This is a genomic window from Sphingopyxis sp. OPL5 (assembly GCF_003797775.2).
GTDB lineage: Bacteria > Pseudomonadota > Alphaproteobacteria > Sphingomonadales > Sphingomonadaceae > Sphingopyxis.
Genome location: NZ_CP060725.1, coordinates 1,133,243 through 1,151,357 on the forward strand (window position 1 = coordinate 1,133,243; position 18,115 = coordinate 1,151,357).

14 protein-coding genes are annotated in these 18,115 nt (G+C 65.5%); 4 read left to right on the top strand and 10 right to left on the bottom strand.

The window, feature by feature from the left end; genetic code table 11:
- Window position 1: 1 nt before the first annotated feature.
- From EEB18_RS05500 to EEB18_RS05510, 3 genes are read right to left on the bottom strand one after another with little or no spacing between them, the layout of a single operon-like run.
- Window positions 2–1,216, bottom strand: coding sequence for a cytochrome P450 (locus EEB18_RS05500; protein WP_187142344.1), 1,215 nt, complete (start codon window positions 1,214–1,216; stop codon window positions 2–4).
- A gap of 10 nt (window positions 1,217–1,226) precedes the next feature.
- Complete coding sequence (locus EEB18_RS05505; RefSeq protein WP_187142343.1) at window positions 1,227–2,726, bottom strand: class I adenylate-forming enzyme family protein; 1,500 nt, start codon at window positions 2,724–2,726, stop codon at window positions 1,227–1,229.
- 38 nt (window positions 2,727–2,764) lie between these two features.
- Window positions 2,765–3,943 carry an aromatic ring-hydroxylating oxygenase subunit alpha gene (locus tag EEB18_RS05510; protein ID WP_187142342.1) on the bottom strand — a complete coding sequence of 393 codons (1,179 nt, stop codon included), beginning with the start codon at window positions 3,941–3,943 and terminating at the stop codon, window positions 2,765–2,767.
- A 120-nt stretch (window positions 3,944–4,063) separates the two neighbouring features.
- On the opposite strand from EEB18_RS05510, the gene EEB18_RS05515 reads away from it, so the two are divergent.
- On the top strand, window positions 4,064–5,671 hold the full coding sequence (locus tag EEB18_RS05515) for a GMC family oxidoreductase (protein WP_187142341.1): 1,608 nt from the start codon (window positions 4,064–4,066) through the stop codon (window positions 5,669–5,671).
- A 265-nt stretch (window positions 5,672–5,936) separates the two neighbouring features.
- On the opposite strand, the gene EEB18_RS05520 is transcribed toward EEB18_RS05515, so the two are convergent.
- The 6 genes from EEB18_RS05520 to cysD form a co-directional block, all read right to left on the bottom strand.
- Window positions 5,937–8,327: a TonB-dependent receptor gene (locus EEB18_RS05520; RefSeq protein WP_187142340.1), complete on the bottom strand. Its 2,391-nt coding sequence runs from the start codon at window positions 8,325–8,327 to the stop codon at window positions 5,937–5,939.
- A gap of 68 nt (window positions 8,328–8,395) precedes the next feature.
- On the bottom strand, window positions 8,396–9,580 hold the full coding sequence (locus EEB18_RS05525) for a hypothetical protein (RefSeq protein WP_187142339.1): 1,185 nt from the start codon (window positions 9,578–9,580) through the stop codon (window positions 8,396–8,398).
- Complete coding sequence (locus EEB18_RS05530) at window positions 9,573–10,748, bottom strand: sulfotransferase family protein (protein ID WP_187142338.1); 1,176 nt, start codon at window positions 10,746–10,748, stop codon at window positions 9,573–9,575. The genes EEB18_RS05525 and EEB18_RS05530 overlap by 8 nt, the downstream gene beginning before the upstream one ends.
- Window positions 10,745–11,512 carry a 3'(2'),5'-bisphosphate nucleotidase CysQ gene (locus EEB18_RS05535; RefSeq protein ID WP_187142337.1) on the bottom strand — a complete coding sequence of 256 codons (768 nt, stop codon included), beginning with the start codon at window positions 11,510–11,512 and terminating at the stop codon, window positions 10,745–10,747. The genes EEB18_RS05530 and EEB18_RS05535 overlap by 4 nt, the downstream gene beginning before the upstream one ends.
- Window positions 11,509–13,422: a sulfate adenylyltransferase subunit CysN gene (gene cysN / locus EEB18_RS05540; RefSeq protein ID WP_187669083.1), complete on the bottom strand. Its 1,914-nt coding sequence runs from the start codon at window positions 13,420–13,422 to the stop codon at window positions 11,509–11,511. Before cysN ends, EEB18_RS05535 begins: the two co-directional genes overlap by 4 nt.
- Window positions 13,423–13,540: 118 nt before the next feature.
- Window positions 13,541–14,455: a sulfate adenylyltransferase subunit CysD gene (gene cysD, locus EEB18_RS05545; RefSeq protein WP_187669084.1), complete on the bottom strand. Its 915-nt coding sequence runs from the start codon at window positions 14,453–14,455 to the stop codon at window positions 13,541–13,543.
- 191 nt (window positions 14,456–14,646) lie between these two features.
- On the opposite strand from cysD, the gene EEB18_RS05550 reads away from it, so the two are divergent.
- Window positions 14,647–15,519, top strand: coding sequence for a helix-turn-helix domain-containing protein (locus EEB18_RS05550; protein WP_187141583.1), 873 nt, complete (start codon window positions 14,647–14,649; stop codon window positions 15,517–15,519).
- Window positions 15,520–15,636: 117 nt separating this feature from the next.
- On the top strand, window positions 15,637–16,227 hold the full coding sequence (locus tag EEB18_RS05555) for a hypothetical protein (RefSeq protein WP_187141584.1): 591 nt from the start codon (window positions 15,637–15,639) through the stop codon (window positions 16,225–16,227).
- Window positions 16,228–16,240: 13 nt separating this feature from the next.
- On the opposite strand, the gene EEB18_RS05560 is transcribed toward EEB18_RS05555, so the two are convergent.
- The gene (locus tag EEB18_RS05560) at window positions 16,241–16,717 is read right to left on the bottom strand and encodes a methylated-DNA--[protein]-cysteine S-methyltransferase (protein ID WP_187141585.1); all 477 of its coding nucleotides are present in this window, start codon (window positions 16,715–16,717) and stop codon (window positions 16,241–16,243) included.
- A gap of 145 nt (window positions 16,718–16,862) precedes the next feature.
- Between EEB18_RS05560 and EEB18_RS05565 the strand changes: the two genes are divergently transcribed.
- A complete protein-coding gene (locus tag EEB18_RS05565; RefSeq protein ID WP_187141586.1) occupies window positions 16,863–18,098 on the top strand; it encodes an MFS transporter in 1,236 nt (411 codons plus the stop codon).
- The last annotated feature ends 17 nt before the right edge of the window (window positions 18,099–18,115 follow it).

Genomic DNA, 18,115 nt, shown 5'->3' on the forward strand with positions numbered 1-18,115 from the left:
GTCAAACCGCCCATTCGATCGGCAGCGCTTCGAGCGCCATCACCGTGCCGATGCGAAAGGCGTGGCGCTCGCCGGGAGTCGCGCGGAAGGCCGGGATGCGCTTCACCCATTCCTCGGTCAGTATGCGCAGCTCGGCGCGGCCGAGGACATGGCCGACGCACAGATGCGGCCCCGACGAAAAGGTCAGGTGCGCGGTCTTCTTGCGATCGAGATCGAAGATATTGGGATTCTCGAACTTGGCTGGGTCGCGGCTGCCGAGGCAGAGGATATTGAGCACCATCTCGCCTTCGCGGAACTGCGCCTCGCCGATCTGCTGGTCCTGCACCACCAGCCGCGGGGTGTTGACGACGCCATAGAGGCGGACCGCCTCGTCGGCGAAAGCAGGGATCAGCGACGGATCGGCGGCGAGCCGCGCCTGCACTTCGGGCATCTGCGCGAGCTGCTGGAAGGCGAAGCCGGTGACGTTGGTGACCGTGTCCATGCCGCCGAGGAAAAGCACGAAGCTCATAGCGAGAATTTCATCGTCGCTCATCGTCCGGCCGTCGACGTCGACGGTGATGAAGTGCGACATCAGCTTGCCGTCGGGCGCGGCGCGCTTCTCCGCGATCAGGCCCTTGAGTTCACCGAGGATCAACGCGCTCAGCCGCCCTAATTCGGCTTCGTCATTCTGTGCTGAGAAGAAATCCTCGGCGAGATGGCGGAAATCCTGCAACCGCGCGAGGTCCATGCCCATCAGCTCCATGAAGACGCTGACCGGAAACACCTTCGACACATCGGCCTGGAAATCGCATGCGCCCTTGCCCGCGACCGCCTCGACGAATTCGGCCGCCCATTCGCGGATCCGCGGTTCGAGCGCCTTGATCGCACTCGGTCCGAACATCGGCATCATCGCGCGGCGATAGGGCAGGTTTTCGGGCGGATCGAGGCTTAGCGGGATCATGAAGGGCGGGTTCTTGACGCGCGGAATCTGCATTTCGCGCACCGAAAAATGCTCGGGGTCGAGCACGATCTGGCTGATCGCATCGAAGCTCTTGACGATCCAGTGCCCGCCGTTGAGCCGGCTCCAGAAAATGTCGGGCGCGTCCGACAGCGCGGCGGCGTAAGTGCCCTGCACATCCTCGCCGATGCGCGGATCGGCATAGATGTCGAAATCGAACACCAGATGCGCCGGAATGTGCGGCGGCACCGGCGCGGCGGCGAGTTGGGCGGCGGTCATCGACGGCTCCTCATCTGACGCGCTCCATCATCTCATGAGCGCCGGCATAGGCTTCGCGCACCGCGGGCTTCGACAATTTTCCGGTCGCGAGCCGCGGCAGCGGGTCGGCAGAGAAAGCGACGTAACGCGGCACCTTGTAGTTCGACAGGTTCGAGTTGCAGTGGTCGATCAGCGCCGCGACATCGACCTCGGCGGCGCCGTGATAAACGACGAAAGGCGTCTCGCCGAACTTCGGATCGGGCGCGGCGATCGCCAGCGCCTCGATCACCCCCGGAAACTCGCACACCACCCGCTCGACCTCGGCGGCCGAGATGTTGAGTCCGCCCGAAATGATCAGGTCCTTCATCCGATCGACAAAGGTCAGCAAGCCGCGTTCGTCGAGCATGCCGATGTCGCCCGAATAGAGCCATCCGCCACGGATCGCCTTCGCGGTCTCCTCCGGATTGCGCCAATAGCCCTGCATCATGCCGGGCGAGCGCATCAATATCTCGCCGGGTTCGCCGGGGTCGCAGTCGCTTCCGTCGGGCCGCACCACGCGCAAATCCATGAAGACCCCGCCCCAGCCGCATTTCTCGGGTTCTTCGATCGCCAGATGCTCGGGCATCATCGTCGCGTTTCCGCCGACTTCGGTCTGGCCATAGATTTGCCGGATCGTGATGCCCTTGGCCTTCCAGGTGTCGAGCAATTGCCGGCTGACGCGCGCTCCGCCCGCAGTCGCGAGGCGGATCGACGAGAGGTCGGCGTCGGCGAAGCCGGGACTGCGGGTGATCGCCTCGAAGAAGGTCGGGACACCGCCGAAACAGCTGATTTTTTCGTCCTGGATCAGTTGCAGGATCGCGTCGGGGACGAAGGCCGGCTCCATATAAACGGTGCACCCCTGCACAGTATAATGGACGAGCTGGACGAAGCCCGCCGAGGTGTTGAGCGGCGCGAGCGTGATGACGCGCGACCCCGGCGACGATGCCGTCTCCTCGACCGCCCAGCAGGCGGCATAGGCGGTCATCGAGCGGTTGGTGAAGACCACCCCCTTGGGCTTCGCGGTCGACCCGCTCGTCGCGATGATGACCACCGGCGCGTCGGGCACCGGGTCGTGCTTCGGCAAGACGGGCGCGGCGTGGCGCAGCGCCTCGATCTCGGCCATCGGGCGTGGGGCCAGCCCCGCCGCCTCCACATTTGCCTCGAAATCGGGGGCGGCAAAGGCAAAGCGCGGTTCGGTCGTCTCGCACAACTCGCGGATTTCGCGCGGCGTGAAGCGGAAATTGACCGGATTGACGATCCCGCCCGCGCGGATGATCCCCATGATCAGCGCGCAATAGGCGAGGCTGTTGGTCGAACAGATCGCGACGCGATCGCCCGGCTGCAGTCCGTCGGCCTCCAGCATCGCGGCGACGCGGTCGGACCAGGCCTTATATTCGCCATAGCTCAGCCGGTCGCCGCCGAGCACCACCGCGGGCTGCTCGGGCCGCATCCGCGCCCACCAATCCATCGCACCCGGCAATGTCTGCGCCATTCAGTCCCTCTCTGTCCGATCTATCGCCGGGTCCGTCGTTACAGCAGTGCTTCGATCGCTTCATAATAATGGATGATATTGGTCTCGAGCCCGCAATAGATCGTTTCTTCGGGCACCCCGGCGTTCAGCCCCTGCTGGCTGATCTCGGCCGCCCGGAAATCCTCGCCGCCAAAGACGCTGAGGATCAGCTCATAAGAGCGCGCAAACACCTCCTCGGCCTTCGGCGTCGACGCCGCTTCGGGGGTAAGCATGAAATATTCGACCGTCGTTCGGGCGGGACCGCGCGGCATCAGCAGCATGACGCTGATATAATATTGGCTGGTCACCACGACGCAGTTGGGGAAGGTCGTGTAAGCGTGGGTCACCAGCTTGTGGACATTGCCGTCGGCCTCTTCGTCCAGTATTTCGGGGACATAGCCGATGCGCCCCGACACTTGCCGGATGTTCGGCCCGAACATGTCGACGATGTTCGGCGCGTCCTGAAAGCGGTCGCCGATCGACGCGGCGTGGAGCCGCTGGACATGATAACCCTCGAGGAAGGGTTCGAGCACGACCTTCCAGTTCGCCTGCAAATCGAACGTCTTGCGGCCATAGACATGCGCCGATCCGATGCCGAGCGCGTCGAAATCGTCAGCGACCTGCTGCGACAGGTTCGACCAGTCGGCCGGGATGTCGCGGTTGAGCTGGACATAGACGATCCCGCCCCACTCGCGCGCTTCGAGCTCGATCAGCCCACGCTGGTTCTTGTCGAGCCCCTGAAAAGCCTCGCTGCGCGACACGCCGATCAGCTTGCCGTCGATGCCATAGGTCCAGGCGTGATAGGGACAGGTCATGCGGCTCTGCTTGTGGACCGCGCAATCCTCGATGATCTTCGAGCCCTTGTGCTGGCACGCGTTGACGAAGGCCTTGATCGTGCCGTCGCGGGTGCGCGAGACGAGCATGGGGAAACCATAGCTGTCGTTAGCGACGATGCTGCCGGGTTCGAGCAGCGCCGAAAGGGTGACAGGGACCGGAAAGCGGCGGAAGATCCCCTCCTGCTCGCGGTCATAGCGGTCCTGGCCGGTGAAGATCGCGTTGGGGCGGGTCGCGCCGAAGGGGACCACGACCGCGTCCTTTTCGGCGGGGATCTTACGGATCGCCTCGATCTGGCTCGGGGTCAGATCGGCGAGCGTGGTCAGTTTGCGGGCGGGGCGCGCAATTTCACGAACTTCACCCATATCGCCAATCCTCTCCTTTTCGTTGGCCTCAGCCTATTCGACCCTTTACCTAATAACAATAGTTTTTTATGGTGCGGGTGAAAGCGCCGTAAAAATGGCCGGAATCGAAGGGATAGGGTCATGGACTTCGACTATATTATCTGCGGTGCGGGCGCCGCCGGCTGCGTGCTCGCCTATCGCTTGTCGGCGAATCCGGCGGTGACGGTCGCGCTGATCGAAGCGGGGCCGCGCGACCGCCATCCGTTCATTTCGATGCCCAAGGGCCTGGCCAAGGTGATGCAGGATCCCAAGCATCTGTGGGTGCATATGAGCGAGCCCGAGGCATCGACCGCGGGCCAGTCCGAGGCATGGGTGCGCGGGCGCGTGCTCGGCGGGTCGTCGTCGGTCAACGGCATGATGTACGTGCGCGGCCAGCCCGCCGATTTCGACGCGATCGCCGAACAGTCGAGCGACGACTGGAGCTGGGAGCATATCGGCGCCGCCTATCGCGCCTTCGAGAATCACGAACTCGGCGCGGGCGAAACGCGCGGCGATGCGGGGCCGATGAAGATATCGATGCCGACCCAGCGCCTGCCGATTTCGGACGCGCAGGTCGCGGCGGGCGAGGCGATGGGCTGGGCGAACAAGCCCGACATCAACGCCCCCGACGATCAGGTCGCGATCGGCTATGCCCCGCGTACGATCTGGAAGGGCAAGCGCCAGAGCGCCGCGCAGGCGTTCCTGCGCCCCGCCGAAAAGCGCCCCAACCTCACCGTCCTCACCGACCGCACCGTCGACCGCGTGATCTTCGACGGCACCCGCGCGGTCGGAGTCGAGGTCGTCCAGGGCGGCCAGCGCGAGCGGATCGACGTACGCCATGAGGTGATCCTGTGCGGCGGCGCGATGGCGAGCCCGGCGATCCTCGAACGATCGGGGATCGGCGACGCGAGCCGCCTCGCCGCGCTTGGCATTTCGCTCGTCCATCATAGTCCGCAGGTCGGCGAAGGGCTGATCGAGCATCGCGGTATCATCATGCAGTGGAAGCTGACCAAAGCGGCGCTGTCGCAGAACCGCGTCTTCGGCGGCTGGCGGCTGCTGCTCGCGACGCTCCAATATTATCTCACCGGCGACGGCCCGATGTCGGCGGCGGCCTATGAGATCGGTGGCTGGTTCAAGTCGCGCCCCGGGCTCAACCGCCCCGACGTCCAGATGCTGATCGCGCCGTTCAGCTTCGACATGGCGACGCAGCGCACGCAGCTCGAAAAACATCCGGGGATCAACGCGGTGATCTATCCGCTGCGCCCGACCTCGCGCGGCAGCATCCATATCGCGACACGCGACCCCGATACGGCGGCGAGCTTCAAGCCCAATTACCGCGACACCGACGAGGATCGCGCCGCGATGGCGGGCGCGGTGCGCGTGATGCGTGACTATGCGAAGCAGGAACCGCTGGCGGGCATGATATCGGAAGAGACGCTGCCCGGGCCTACCTTCGCCACCGACGCCGAAATCCTCGATGCCTATGACCGGTTCGGGACCTGCGGCTATCATGCGGTGGGCAGCTGCAGGATGGGCAAGGACGACGCCTCGGTCGTCGATCCGGCGCTGCGTGTGCGCGGCGTGGAGGGGCTGCGTATCATCGACACCTCGATCATGCCCGCGATCCCGTCGGGCAACACCAATGGCCCGACGATGGCGATGGCGTGGCGCGGCGCCGATATCATTTTGCGCGATGCGCCGGTGGGTTGATCGGTGAGAGGCGGACATAAAGATCCTCCCCTTGGCAAAGCCATGGGGAGGGGGACCGCCGCGAAGCGGTGGTGGAGGGGTCTGGCCTTGCGCTGACGTCTGACGGCGTCGCCCCCTCCGTCAGCCCTGCGGGCTGCCACCTCCCCATCGCTTCGCGTGGGGAGGATCTGCATGCCCGTTCCTATCAACACCAATTCACTAAGGCGGCGGGACCGCCGGCGATGCCCTTATCGCCTTTTCGCCGCCCCGCCGCCTCGTCACGCCGTCACGAACCGAATTTATAGCCGATCGTGACGCCCCCGGTGATCCCGCGGCCGAGCGCCGTCGAATAGCCGAATGTCGTCGTCTGCATGTTGCGGAACACGCGGTCGCCCTGGTTGAGCAGGTCGCGGCCCCAGACGGTAACGTAGAGATTGTCCTTCAGCGGCCGGAAGGTCGCCGACAGGTTGAGCGTCGTCAGCGATTTCTGGATCGGCGCCCGGCCCTCGCCCGCCGGATAGGGATTGCCGCCGGCATCGATCCCCGCCGGATAGAAACCGTGGGTCGCATGGTCGAATTCGTCGGTGTAGCTGAGCAGCCCCGCCAATTCGAGCTCGCCGTCGCGGCCGAGCGGCAGCTTATAGTTCGCCGATATACTGGCCATGATGTTCGGCGTGACCGGCAGATCCTGGCCCGAGCAATCGGCGTTGGTCGCGAGCGCCAGCCCGACCCCCGCGGGGCGATAGATTTCGCAGTTCGGGAAGCTGTCATATTCCGACTGGAAATAGGTCGAAAAACTGGTGTTCAGCGTCAGCCGGTCGTCGGGGCGGAACGACATTTCGGCCTCCAGCCCCGAAATCGTCGCCTTCGCCGCGTTGATCGAAATCTGCGTGTTGGTGGCGGGATCGACCACCGGCACCTGCAGATTGTCGTATTTATAATAATAGCCCGCGAGGTTGAGCGTCAGCTTGCGGTCGAACAGCTGCGATTTCAGCCCGACCTCGAAGGCATCGATCGTTTCGGGCTCGGTCGCGCGCGCCGACAGCGAGGAGATGTTGTACACCCCGCTCTTGAAGCCGCGATTGTAGCTCGCATAGACGAGCAGATCGTCCGAGAATTTATGGTCGAGGACGAGGCGATAGGTCAGTTCCGAAAAGCCGGTGCTCAGCCCGTCGCATTGCGGATCGGCGGTGCAGACGTCGCCGATCGTCTGCGGGATCGCGATGACCCCGCCGGCGCCGTCGGGGACATAGGTGACCTTGCCATTGTCGGCGTCGAGCGTCGCTGTCTCGTCGGTGTAGCGCAGCCCGGCGGTGATCTTTGTCCCCTGCCCGAACTCGTACGACGCCTCGCCGAACAGCCCGACCGATTCGATTTTCACGAAGGTGCTGAGATCGATATAGGCGAGCCCCGACGTCGGCCCGAGGCCGAGCGCCGACAGGTCGAGCAGCCGTTGCGGAATGACATGCGGCTGGAGTTTGCTCGGAACCGGAAGCCCGACATATTGGTCGAGTTGCGTGTAGCCGTCGCGATAATTGATGTAGAATCCGCCGAGCAGCCACTGGAAGGGCGCGCTGCCTTTCGACGACACCAGCAATTCCTGTTGCCAGGTGCGGCCCTTGAGGTCGGTGTCGAACCAGAAGACCGAGGCGGGCGACAGGTCGAGATCGAGCTGAACCCCCGAACCGCTGCGCGTATAGGCGCTGGTCGAGCTGATCGCGATGTCGCCAAGGTCATAGTCGAGGTGGAGCGACGTCCCCCAGCTGTCGTAGCGCACCTCGGGCGGCACCTCGCCATAATAGCTGCGCTTCGGATTGCGGATATCGACCCCCGACACCGCCTCGCCGATCGAGAAAGGCGATCCCGGCGCGGGCTGCATCGCCATGATCGGCGTCGTATAGCCCTTGATATAATTGCCCTGCACCATGGCCGAGAAATCGCCGCTCTCGAACAATAGGTTGCCCCGGAAACCATAGGTTTCCTCTTCGCCAGTGCGCTTGCCGATGCCGTTCGACGGGTTGCGGTTGGTGATGTAGGGCGTTTCATAGCGGTAGAAACCGCTGACACTGAAGGCGAGGTTCTCGCCAAGCCCGGTGGTGACATAGGCGCGCGCGCCGCGATCGTCGGTCCCCAACGTCCCCTCGACCATGCCGCCGAAATCCTGGCTCGGCTTCTTCGTCGAGATCAGGATCGCGCCCGAGGTGGCGTTGCGCCCGAACAAGGTGCCCTGCGGCCCGCGCAGCACCTGGATCGATTCGACCTCGGGAAAGGTCTGGAGCAGGATGCCGGTCTTGTCGGTCTGATAGACGCCGTCGATATAGACCGCCGCGCTCGACTCGTTGCCCGGGGTGATGTTGCGGCTGCCGACGCCGCGGATATAGGGCACCGACTGGCTGCCGCCCTCGGGCACCACCAGCGACGGCGCCATCTGCGACAATTGCCGGAGGCCGTCGATACCGGTCGACTGGAGCTGATCGCCCTGGAACGCCGACACCGCGATCGGAACGTCCTGCAGCGCTTCCTCGCGCCGCTGCGCGGTCACGACGATGATGCCGTCGTTGCCGTCGTCCTCGGCGACGGCGGGCACCGCCGGATCGCTCTGCGCGGCGGCGGGCACCGCGGCCATCGCCATCAGAATGGCGGTCGAACCCATCAGGATTTTGTGCGAAACAATCATCTTCTCTCTCCCCATATCCTTGTTATCAAGTGACATTATTCGATCCGGGTCCGGCGCCCGGCGGCCCTTCAAGCATAGCGCCGGTCGGCCGAGAGCCGCCGCAACCGCGAGATCGCCTGACGCTCGGTCGGCGAGACGCGCGGTTCGTCGGCGGGAAATGCGTCGCGCACCGCGGCGAGCGACACGAGCCTGGTCTGCGGCGCGCCCGGCGGGGTGCGCGAGGCGAGCTGCTGGAACCGCATGAAGATGAAGCCCGAGGTGATGCCGGTGGTGTCGAGCCAGTTCCAGACCCCGGGGTCCTCGCCAGCGATCACATAGCGAAACCGCCCGTCGCTAGACGCCAGCGATTGCGCCCCGGTGATGCTCGACTGGACCGAGCGCGGCGACAGGCTGTTGAACCACAGCGGATGCGCGAGCGCGAGGCTCTGGTACCGCGCGTCGTTCGGTTCGATGGTGATGACGAGCGCTTTGCCCGCCGGCACTTCCCAGCGGCCCTTGGTATTATACTGTCCGGGGAAATAGCCGGCATCCGCGGGTCCCACGCTCGGCGCCGGATAGGCGTTGACCGGCAATATCTTGCCCCAGTTTTGCGCGAAATCGTCGAGAAACCGCACCTGGTCGACCATGTTTTTCGCCGCGATGGCATAGAGCTTCTGGACGTCGGCCAGCGCCGGTCGCCGGGGAATCGGGGTCGGCTTGTCCATCCGCTCGATCAGCATCGGGGTCGGCTGTTCGGTCAGCCAGTCGTTGACGGTCTGACGCACGAACAGGCAGCGCGCGCGCTGGTCGCAGGGCATCCAGTTGCCGGGCCGTTCGGGGCCGCCGATCCACAGTTCGAAATGGCCGTCGGCCTCGATCTGCAACCGGCTCGATTCAAGCACGCCGATGCGGTCGCCGACGACCCCGTCGTCGCCGGCGAGCCCCGATACGAGTTCGAAGCAATAATCGACGGTGGTGCCGCGATTGCCGAACAGGCGATAGACGCCGGTGCCGTCGATCTGGGCGCTGTAATAATGATGGTCGGGGGTGGGCAGGCCCCAGGTGCGGACATTGTCCATGTCGCGCACAAAGGCCGGACGATCGACGTCATAGCTTTTGAACGCGCGTTCGACGTGGAAAATCCACATGCCCGACAGATAATGATAGCCCTCCGCCAGGTCCGCGTCGGTGGTGCCGGGGTGGGCGCGAATGATCGCCTCGACCTCGCGGGCTGCTTCGAGAAATTGCGTATAGCCGGTTGCGATATCAGACATGGGCCCTGGTCTCCTTGCTGGTGGCGTCGAGGAAGCCAAAGGCCTCGTCGACCATCGCATCGGTCAGTTCGTACCGTTCCAGCGAATATTGGTTGATGCCGTGCTTGCCGGCGGGATTGTCGGCGATCCACGCGCGGATCGCGGCTTCGCCATCGTCCGACAAACGCGTCCCGGCCTGCGCATAAATCTCGCGGATATGCGGGATCGGGTCGGCGAGCATCTCGCGATAATCGACCTCGATCATCTTGAGCCGCGCCCCGAGCCGGACGCGCGCCTGTTGGAAGCGATGCATTTCGGGGACCCAATATTCGAGCGCGATACGCCCGATCGCGGCGGCCGAGCGCGTCAGATACGGCTGTCCTGCGGCTTCGAGCGCGTTGCAGAAGGAGGCGACGACGGTGCGAAAATCGCGGCGCGCATAGACGAAGGTCGCGCCGGGATGACAGGCAAGCATCTCCTCGAGATGGCCGACATGCACCGGGCTCTTCAATATCCATTTGCGCCCGCGGCGGCCGCCGTCCTGCCATTGCAGATAGCGCAGCAGGTCGGCGACATAGGCGTAGCTCGGACGGCGCGGCAGCGTGCGAAGATGGGCGAGATAATCGGCATCGGGGACGCCGGTGTAGATTTGGCCGACATGCTCGAAGCTGAGATGATGGAGATTCCAGTCCTCGTCGGCGTCGTCGGCGACCGCGGGGTGCGCGGCGTGGAGCGCGGGATTGCCGGTGCGGATCGCGTCGGCGACCGCCTCGGCATAGGCCAGCCGCCCGCCGGGTTCATGCGGCGCATCGCCCGGGAAGGGCGCGGGGTTGAGCAGGCGCCAGAATTTGAGCGACTGCATCGCCGGATCGGCCGACATCATCCGCTGCAGCACCGTGGTGCCGCTGCGCGGGAAACCGAGCACGACGATCGGGTCGGCGACATTTTCGGTCAGGATTTCGGGGTGGCGCGCGCGGTCGTCGGCGAAGCGCAGCCGGTTGATCAGCAGGCGCCGCACCATCGTGTCGAGCTGCGCGAGACCCTCGGGGGTCGGCGTGTTGCGGCGCGCGAAATGGTAGAAGGCGTCGAGCGCGGCGCGGAAATCCTGTGGTTCTTCGCGGTCGATGCCGCTCTCCGCGCGCGCCGCGGCCAGCGCGCGCGCGCCGTCCGCCGTGTCGAAACCCGTCATGCGTCTTTCCCCCCGATGTGTGAATTGCGGCACGCCGCGAGCAGGCCGTCGGCCATGTCCTTGCGGCAGATCAGCAGGTCGGGCATCGCCACGTCGCGCTGGTTGTAGACGAGCGGCGCGCCGTCGATGCGCGAGGCGTGGAGGCCGTGCGCGAGCGCGACCGCCGCGGGCGCGGCGCTGTCCCATTCGTACTGGCCGCCGCTGTGGAGATAGATGTCGACCTCGCCGCGGACGACCGCCATCGCCTTGGCGCCCGCCGACCCCATCGGGACGAGTTCAGCGCCGAGTTTTTCGGCGACCGCCAGCGCTTCGGCGGCGGGGCGGGTGCGGCTGACCGCGAGGCGCGGGCGCGCGGCGGCATCGGGGAGCGGGCCCGCGCGGTCGGTGGCGAGCAGGATGCCGCCGTCGAGGCCGGGCAGCGCGACCGCACCGATGACGGGCAAGCCGTCGATCGCGAGTGCGACATGCACCGCCCAGTCGCTGCGACCCTCGCCATATTCGCGCGTGCCGTCGAGCGGGTCGATGATCCAGACGCGGCGCTTGCCGAGCCGGTCGGGGGTGTCCTGGCTTTCTTCCGAGAGCAGGCCGTCATCGGGGCGCTGTTCGCGCAGCGCATGGATCAGGAACTGGTTCGCGACCTGGTCGCCCGCCTTGCCGAGCGCCTTGCCGGCGAAGAGGCCGGAGTCGCGCACGAGGAGCAGGATGCGTCCCGCGCTTTCGGCGAGATGCGCGGCGAGCGCGGCGTCGTCCATGACGGCGCTCATTCGATCAGCCTGTCCACGATCAGGTCGGCCGCCTCTTCGGGGGTCATCGCGGTGGTGTCTATCCTGATTTCGGCATCTTCGGGCGCTTCGTAAGGGCTGTCGATACCGGTGAAGTTTTTGAGCTGGCCGGCGCGCGCCTTTTTGTAGAGGCCCTTGACGTCGCGCTTCTCGGCTTCGACCAGCGGCGTATCGACGAAGATCTCGACGAACTCGCCCGCGGGGAGCATCGATCGCACCATGTCGCGTTCGACCTTGAACGGGCTGATGAACGCGGTGATCACGATCAGCCCGGCGTCGGTCATCAGCTTGGCGACCTCGCCGACGCGGCGGATGTTCTCGATCCGGTCGGCCTCGGTAAAGCCGAGGTCCTTGTTCAGCCCGTGGCGGACATTGTCGCCGTCGAGGAGGAAGGTATGCCGGTTCATCCGGTGCAGCTTCTTCTCGACCAGATTGGCGATCGTCGACTTGCCCGAGCCCGAGAGGCCGGTGAACCAGAGCACCGCGGGCTTCTGGTTCTTGAGCGCGGCGTGCGCCTCGCGGCCGATGTCGAGCGCCTGCCAATGGACATTCTGGGCGCGGCGCAGGCTGAAGTGCAGCATGCCCGCCGCGACCGTCGCATTGGTCAGCTTGTCGATCAGGATGAACCCGCCGAGGCTGCGGTTCTCGCCATAGGCTTCGAACACCAGCGGCTTGTCGGTCGCGACCTCGACGACGCCGATGCCGTTGAGCTCGAGCGTCTTCGCCGCCAGATGATCGAGGGTGTTGACGTTGATCTCATACTTCGGCGCCTGCACCGTCGCCGAGACGGTCTGGGTCGCGAGCTTGAGCCAGTAAGCGCGCCCCGCGATCATCGCCTCGTCGGCCATCCACACGAGGGTCGCCTCGAAGCGGTCGGCGACCTCGGGCGGCGCGTCGGCGAGCGCGATGACATCGCCGCGCGAACAGTCGACCTCGTCGGCGAGGCAGATCGTCACCGACTGCCCTGCGACGGCCTCTTCGAGATCACCATCGAGCGTCACGATGCGGCTGACGGTCGAGGTCTTGCCGCTCGGCAGGATGCGCACCGCATCGCCCGGCTTGACCGAACCGCCCGCGATGAGGCCGGAGAAGCCGCGGAAGTCGAGGTTCGGGCGGTTGACCCATTGCACCGGCATGCGGAACGGCGTCTCAACATCGCGCTGCGCGGCGACCTCGACGCTCTCGAGATGCTCGACCAGCGCCGGTCCCTTGTACCAGGGGGTGTTGTCCGACAGGGCGGTGATGTTATCGCCCTTGAACCCCGAGATCGGGATCGCGGTGAACTGGGTGATGCCGATCTCGGTCGCGAACGCCCGGTAGCTGAGCAGGATGCGCTCGAAGACGGCCTTGTCGTAGTCGACGAGGTCCATCTTGTTCACCGCGAGCACGATATGGCGGATGCCGATCAGGTGCGCGAGGAAGCTGTGGCGCCGCGTCTGGGTGAGCACGCCCTTGCGCGCGTCGATCAGGATCACCGCGAGGTCGGCGGTCGAGGCGCCGGTGACCATGTTGCGCGTGTACTGCTCGTGCCCCGGGGTGTCGGCGACGATGAACTTGCGCTTCTCGGTGGTGAAGAAGCGGTAGGCGACGTCGATCGTGATCCCCTGCTCGCGCTCGGCGGCGAGGCCGTCGACGAGGAGGGCAAAGTCGATCTCGCCGCCTTGGGTGCCGACGCGCTTGCTGTCGGCTTCCAAGGCCGCCAGCTGATCCTCGAAGATCATCTTGCTGTCGTAGAGCAGCCGCCCGATCAGCGTCGACTTGCCGTCGTCGACCGAGCCGCAGGTGATGAAGCGGAGCAGCGACTTTTGCTGATGCTGCGCAAGGTAAGCGTCGATATCCTCGGCGATCAGCGCGTCGGTGACATAGATGGGGTCGGTAGATGTTTTGGTCATATGGCCTTACTCGTCGCCCCCGCGAAGGCGGGGGCCGTTGGCGTGGGTACTCCGCCGCTGGCGACCCCCGCCTTCGCGGGGGTTGACCCTTCGTCAATCTGAAGATTGACGCGGCGGGTCAAAAATACCCCTCCTGCTTCTTCTTCTCCATCGACGCGTCGCCGCCGTCCTTGTCGATCGCGCGGCCCTGCCGCTCGCTCGTGGTGGTCAGCAGCATCTCCTGGATGACCTCGCTCAAGGTCGCCGCCTCGCTCTCGACCGCGCCGGTGAGCGGGTAGCAGCCCAAGGTGCGGAAGCGGATCGAGCGGGTCACGGGCACCTCGCCGTCCTTGAGCGGGAAGCGGTCGTCGTCGACCATGAGGAGGAGCCCATCGCGCTCCACCGTCGGGCGCGGCGCCGCGAAGTAGAGCGGCACGATGGGAATGGCCTCGCGGGCGATATATTGCCAGATGTCGAGCTCGGTCCAGTTCGAGATCGGGAACACCCGGATGCTCTCGCCCTTCGCCTTGCGGGCATTGTAGAGGTTCCACAGCTCGGGGCGCTGCTTCTTGGGGTCCCAGCCGTGGCTCGCGGTGCGGAACGAGAAGATGCGTTCCTTCGCCCGGCTCTTCTCCTCGTCGCGGCGCGCGCCGCCAAAGGCGACGTCGAAGCCGTGCAAATCGAGCGCCTGCTTCAGCCCCTCGGTCTTCCACATGTCGGTGTGCAGCGGGCCATGGTCGAACGGGTTGATCCCGCGCGCCTTCGCCTCGGGGTTCTGGTAGACGAGCAACTCCATGCCGCTCTCGGCCGCCATCCGGTCGCGCAGCTCATACATCGCCTGGAACTTCCACGTCGTATCGACGTGGAGCAGCGGGAACGGCGGCGGCGAGGGATAGAAAGCCTTGCGCGCCAGGTGCAGCATCACCGCGCTGTCCTTGCCCACCGAATACAGCATCACCGGCGCCGCCGCATCCGCCAGCACCTCGCGCATGATGTGAATCGCCTCCGACTCCAATCGGTCAAGATGGGTCAGCGCATTGCGGGCTGCGGGCATGCGGGGGGATTGGAAGGTTGCCGGTCTCATGACCCGCTCTTAGGAAGGCTGCGCGCCCGGCTCTTGACGATTCCTGCTAATTTGTAGAATCCTGCTAATTAATCGACTGACTAGATATCTTTCCATGCCCGACCGGGCGTGATAAGCTGTCGACGACCGCGCATCAAAGCACGGCATCGCGGGAGGCAAGGATGCTGGGAAGCTTCTTTAAGAGTGATCGCGCGATCTATGCGCGCCACCAGTCAGACCTGGTCGTCGAACGCTGTTCGTCGCAAAAGGGCTGGCGCGGGATGCATCTGGAGGTCGGCCACAATCGCGGCTGCGACGTCCGGTCGCTTATGCTGCAAGGCCATTTGATCGGCATGCAGATCACCGGGCAGCCGCTGGCGGTCGAAATCCACGAAAATGGCCGATGGGTTCCCGCCACCCTGCCCTCGCATCAATTGTTCATCCATCCCGCGGGTACCCCGCTCAATATCCGGCACGATCTGTGGACTCGCTGGGCCTTTGCGATCGTCGACCATCCGGCGCTGGGGTCGCGGCGGGGTTCCGACGACACGGCGGGCTGGTCGGATCATGACCAGATTTTGTCGCTGTTGTTCCAGGCGCTGATCGAGCAGCTCTGCCACGAGCAACGCGATACGAGCGGCGATCGCGCGCTCGCCCAGTCGCTGATCGACAGCTTCATCCTGGCGATGCACCAACGCGCGCCCGCGTCGCCCGCCGCATCGGCGCGCGGCGGCATCGCGCCCTATATGGTCGCCGATCTGCGCGCCTGGATCGAGCAGCATCTGGACCAGAAGATCGGTGTCCAGGACATGGCCGACCGCCTCGGCTATTCCTGCGCCCATTTCGCGCGCGAGTTCAAGCGCGAGGTCGGCGTCACCCCGCACGGCTTCCTGCAGGACATCCGCCTGTCGACCGCGATGGACCTGGCGCGCCGCGGCGCGGCGCTGGTCGACATCGCACACCGCTGCGGCTTTGCCGATCAGGCGCATCTTTCCAACGCCTTCAAGAGCCGGTTCGGCTTTTCCCCGGCAAGCCTGCGCCAGCGCAGCAATTAGAAACCCGCGATCGGCGCCGGGGATGGATCGACGCCATCGGCAAGGCCTTCGACGAACGCTCGCGGCTGCGACAGGACCGGGTTACAACGCTCCCAAATCATAAGTGGGAGCGACGCGATGAAAACCGCCTGGGTCTGGGTCGTGACGATGCTGGCCGCCTGTTCGTCGCCGGCCAGCGAAACGGAGACGCCAGAGGGAACGACCGGCGAAACCGCCGCCGCCGCGCCTGCCGCCACGGCCGCGCCCGCCAAAACCACCGCCGCGCTGACGCTGGCTCCCGACGGGCTGTCGATCGTCGAAACGCCATCGGGCAAAGCCAGGCTGGTTCCCTTTGGTATCCCGCGCGCCAGCGCCGAACGGATGGTCGGCTCCGTTCAGGGCGAACAGCTGGGCAAGGGTTCGAGCGCCGAATGCGGCGCCGGCAAAATCGACTACACCAGCTACAGGGACGATCTCCAGCTGACCTTCCAGGAGAACAAGTTCGTCGGCTGGACGATCAACAGCGGCGAATCGCCGCTACGCACCGCGAAGGGCATCGGCGTCGGCTCGACGCGCCAGCAACTCGACGCCGCGTACAAGGTCGACGTCGAGGATTCGTCGCTCGGGCTTTTGTTCAGCACCGGCGACCTCGTCGGCTTGCTCGACATCGATGGAATCGACGGGCTGGTCACCAGCATCTGGGCGGGGACGGTGTGCCTAATCGATTGAGGCGACGACGCGCCTATCGCTCCAGTTCGAGCAGATATTGTTTCGCCTCCATCCCGCCCGCAAAGCCGGTGAGTTTCCCCGTCGATCCGATCACGCGGTGGCATGGGGCGATGATCGAGATGGGGTTGCGGCCGTTGGCGGCGCCCACCGCGCGCGACGCGCCGGGCTTGCCGATCTGCACCGCGACCTCGCCATAGCTGCGCGTCTCGCCGAACGGGATGGCGAGCAGCGCCGCCCACACGCTTTTCTGGAAGGCGGTCCCGGCGAAGGAGAGCGGCACATCGAAACGCCGCCGGTCGCCGGCGAAATATTCGCCGAGCTGGCGTTCGGTCTCGACCAGCAGCGGATGATCCGGCGCCTCGGTCAGCGGACCGAGGCGGACGCGGCCCGGCCGGTCATTCTCCCACAGGATCGCGGCGAGGCCGTTGGCATCGGCGACGAGGGTCAGTTCGCCGACCGGCGACCAGATGGTTTTGAAAACATGCGTCATGCGGCCATTCCTTGAACTGTGACGCTCGGTCTATGGCGAGGATTGCGGCGAAGCGCGTCCCGTATCTTGCGCCCAATCGCCCCGCCGAATTTTCTAGCCTCTTTCACCGGCTGTGATAGCCCATGGACCGGGCGGGGGACAGGATATGGCGACAGCGAACAGCGACACGCGGCACAGCCCCGTCCGGCTGACCTGGATCGTCGTCCTGATCGCGCTATCGGTCCTGCTCAACTATGTCGACCGCGGCGCGATCGGCGTCGCGGCGCCGCTGATGAAGGAAGAGCTGAAGCTCTCCGCCACCGGCTTCGGCTTTGCCGTCTCGGCCTTTTTCTGGGTCTATGCGTCGGCCTGCCTGTTCGTCGGCTGGCTGTGCGACCGCTTCTGCGTTTATCGCGTCTTCGCGATCGGCGTAGCGATCTGGGCGATCAGCACCGCGCTGACCGGTTTCGTCGGCGGACTCGCGTCGCTGATTCTGCTGCGCCTTTTCCTCGGGCTCGGCGAGAGCATCGCCTTTCCGGGCAGCAGCAAGATCTTCGCCGCCGAAGTTCCGGCCGAGCGCCGCGGCATCGCCAATGCCTCTGTCTCCGCGGCGCTCGCCTTTGGTCCCGCGGTGGGGGTGCTGTTCGGCGGCGCGATCCTCGGCGAATGGGGATGGCGACCGGTCTTCTGGATTTTCGGGCTGGGAACCTTGCTCTGGCTCATCCCCTGGCAGATCGCTTCGGCTCCACTGCGCGCGAAGCGCATCGCCGCGCCCGCCGGCGAGCGCGTCTCCCTGACGCGGCTGCTCGCCATCGCGACGCTGTGGAAAATGGGGACGGTGCATTTCCTCTCCAACTATGGCTTCTACTTCCTCCTCGCCTGGTTGCCGCTCTATCTCGTCAACACCGAGGGCTATTCGATTCCCGAGATGACCGCACTGACGACGCTCGGCTTCACGACGCAGGGCGTCGTCGCGCTGGGCGCGGGATGGCTGTCGGACCGCATGGTCGCGCGCGGCGCCGAAGAGGGCGAACTGCGCCGCAAGCTGATGATCGCGGGCCATTTGTCGACCGCCGCCGCGATCGCGGGGATCGGCGCCAGCGACAATGTTTTCGCCCTCGCCGCCTGGCTGGCGCTCGCCGGGGTCGGGACCGGGCTGATCGCGACCAACCTGTTCGCGATCGGCCAGATCTTCGCGGGTCCCCGCGCCGCGGGAAGCTGGATCGGCGTACAGAATGCGCTGGGCAATGTGTCGGGCATCGTCGGACCGATCGTCACCGGACTGATCATCGACTATCTTGGCGGCTATGGCTGGGCCTTTGCATCGGCCGCAGCGCTGGGCGCGCTGGGCGCGCTACTATGGTGGAAACTCATTCCCGAAATTCGCGCCGCCGATCTGTGATTCATCGGCTGGCCAAT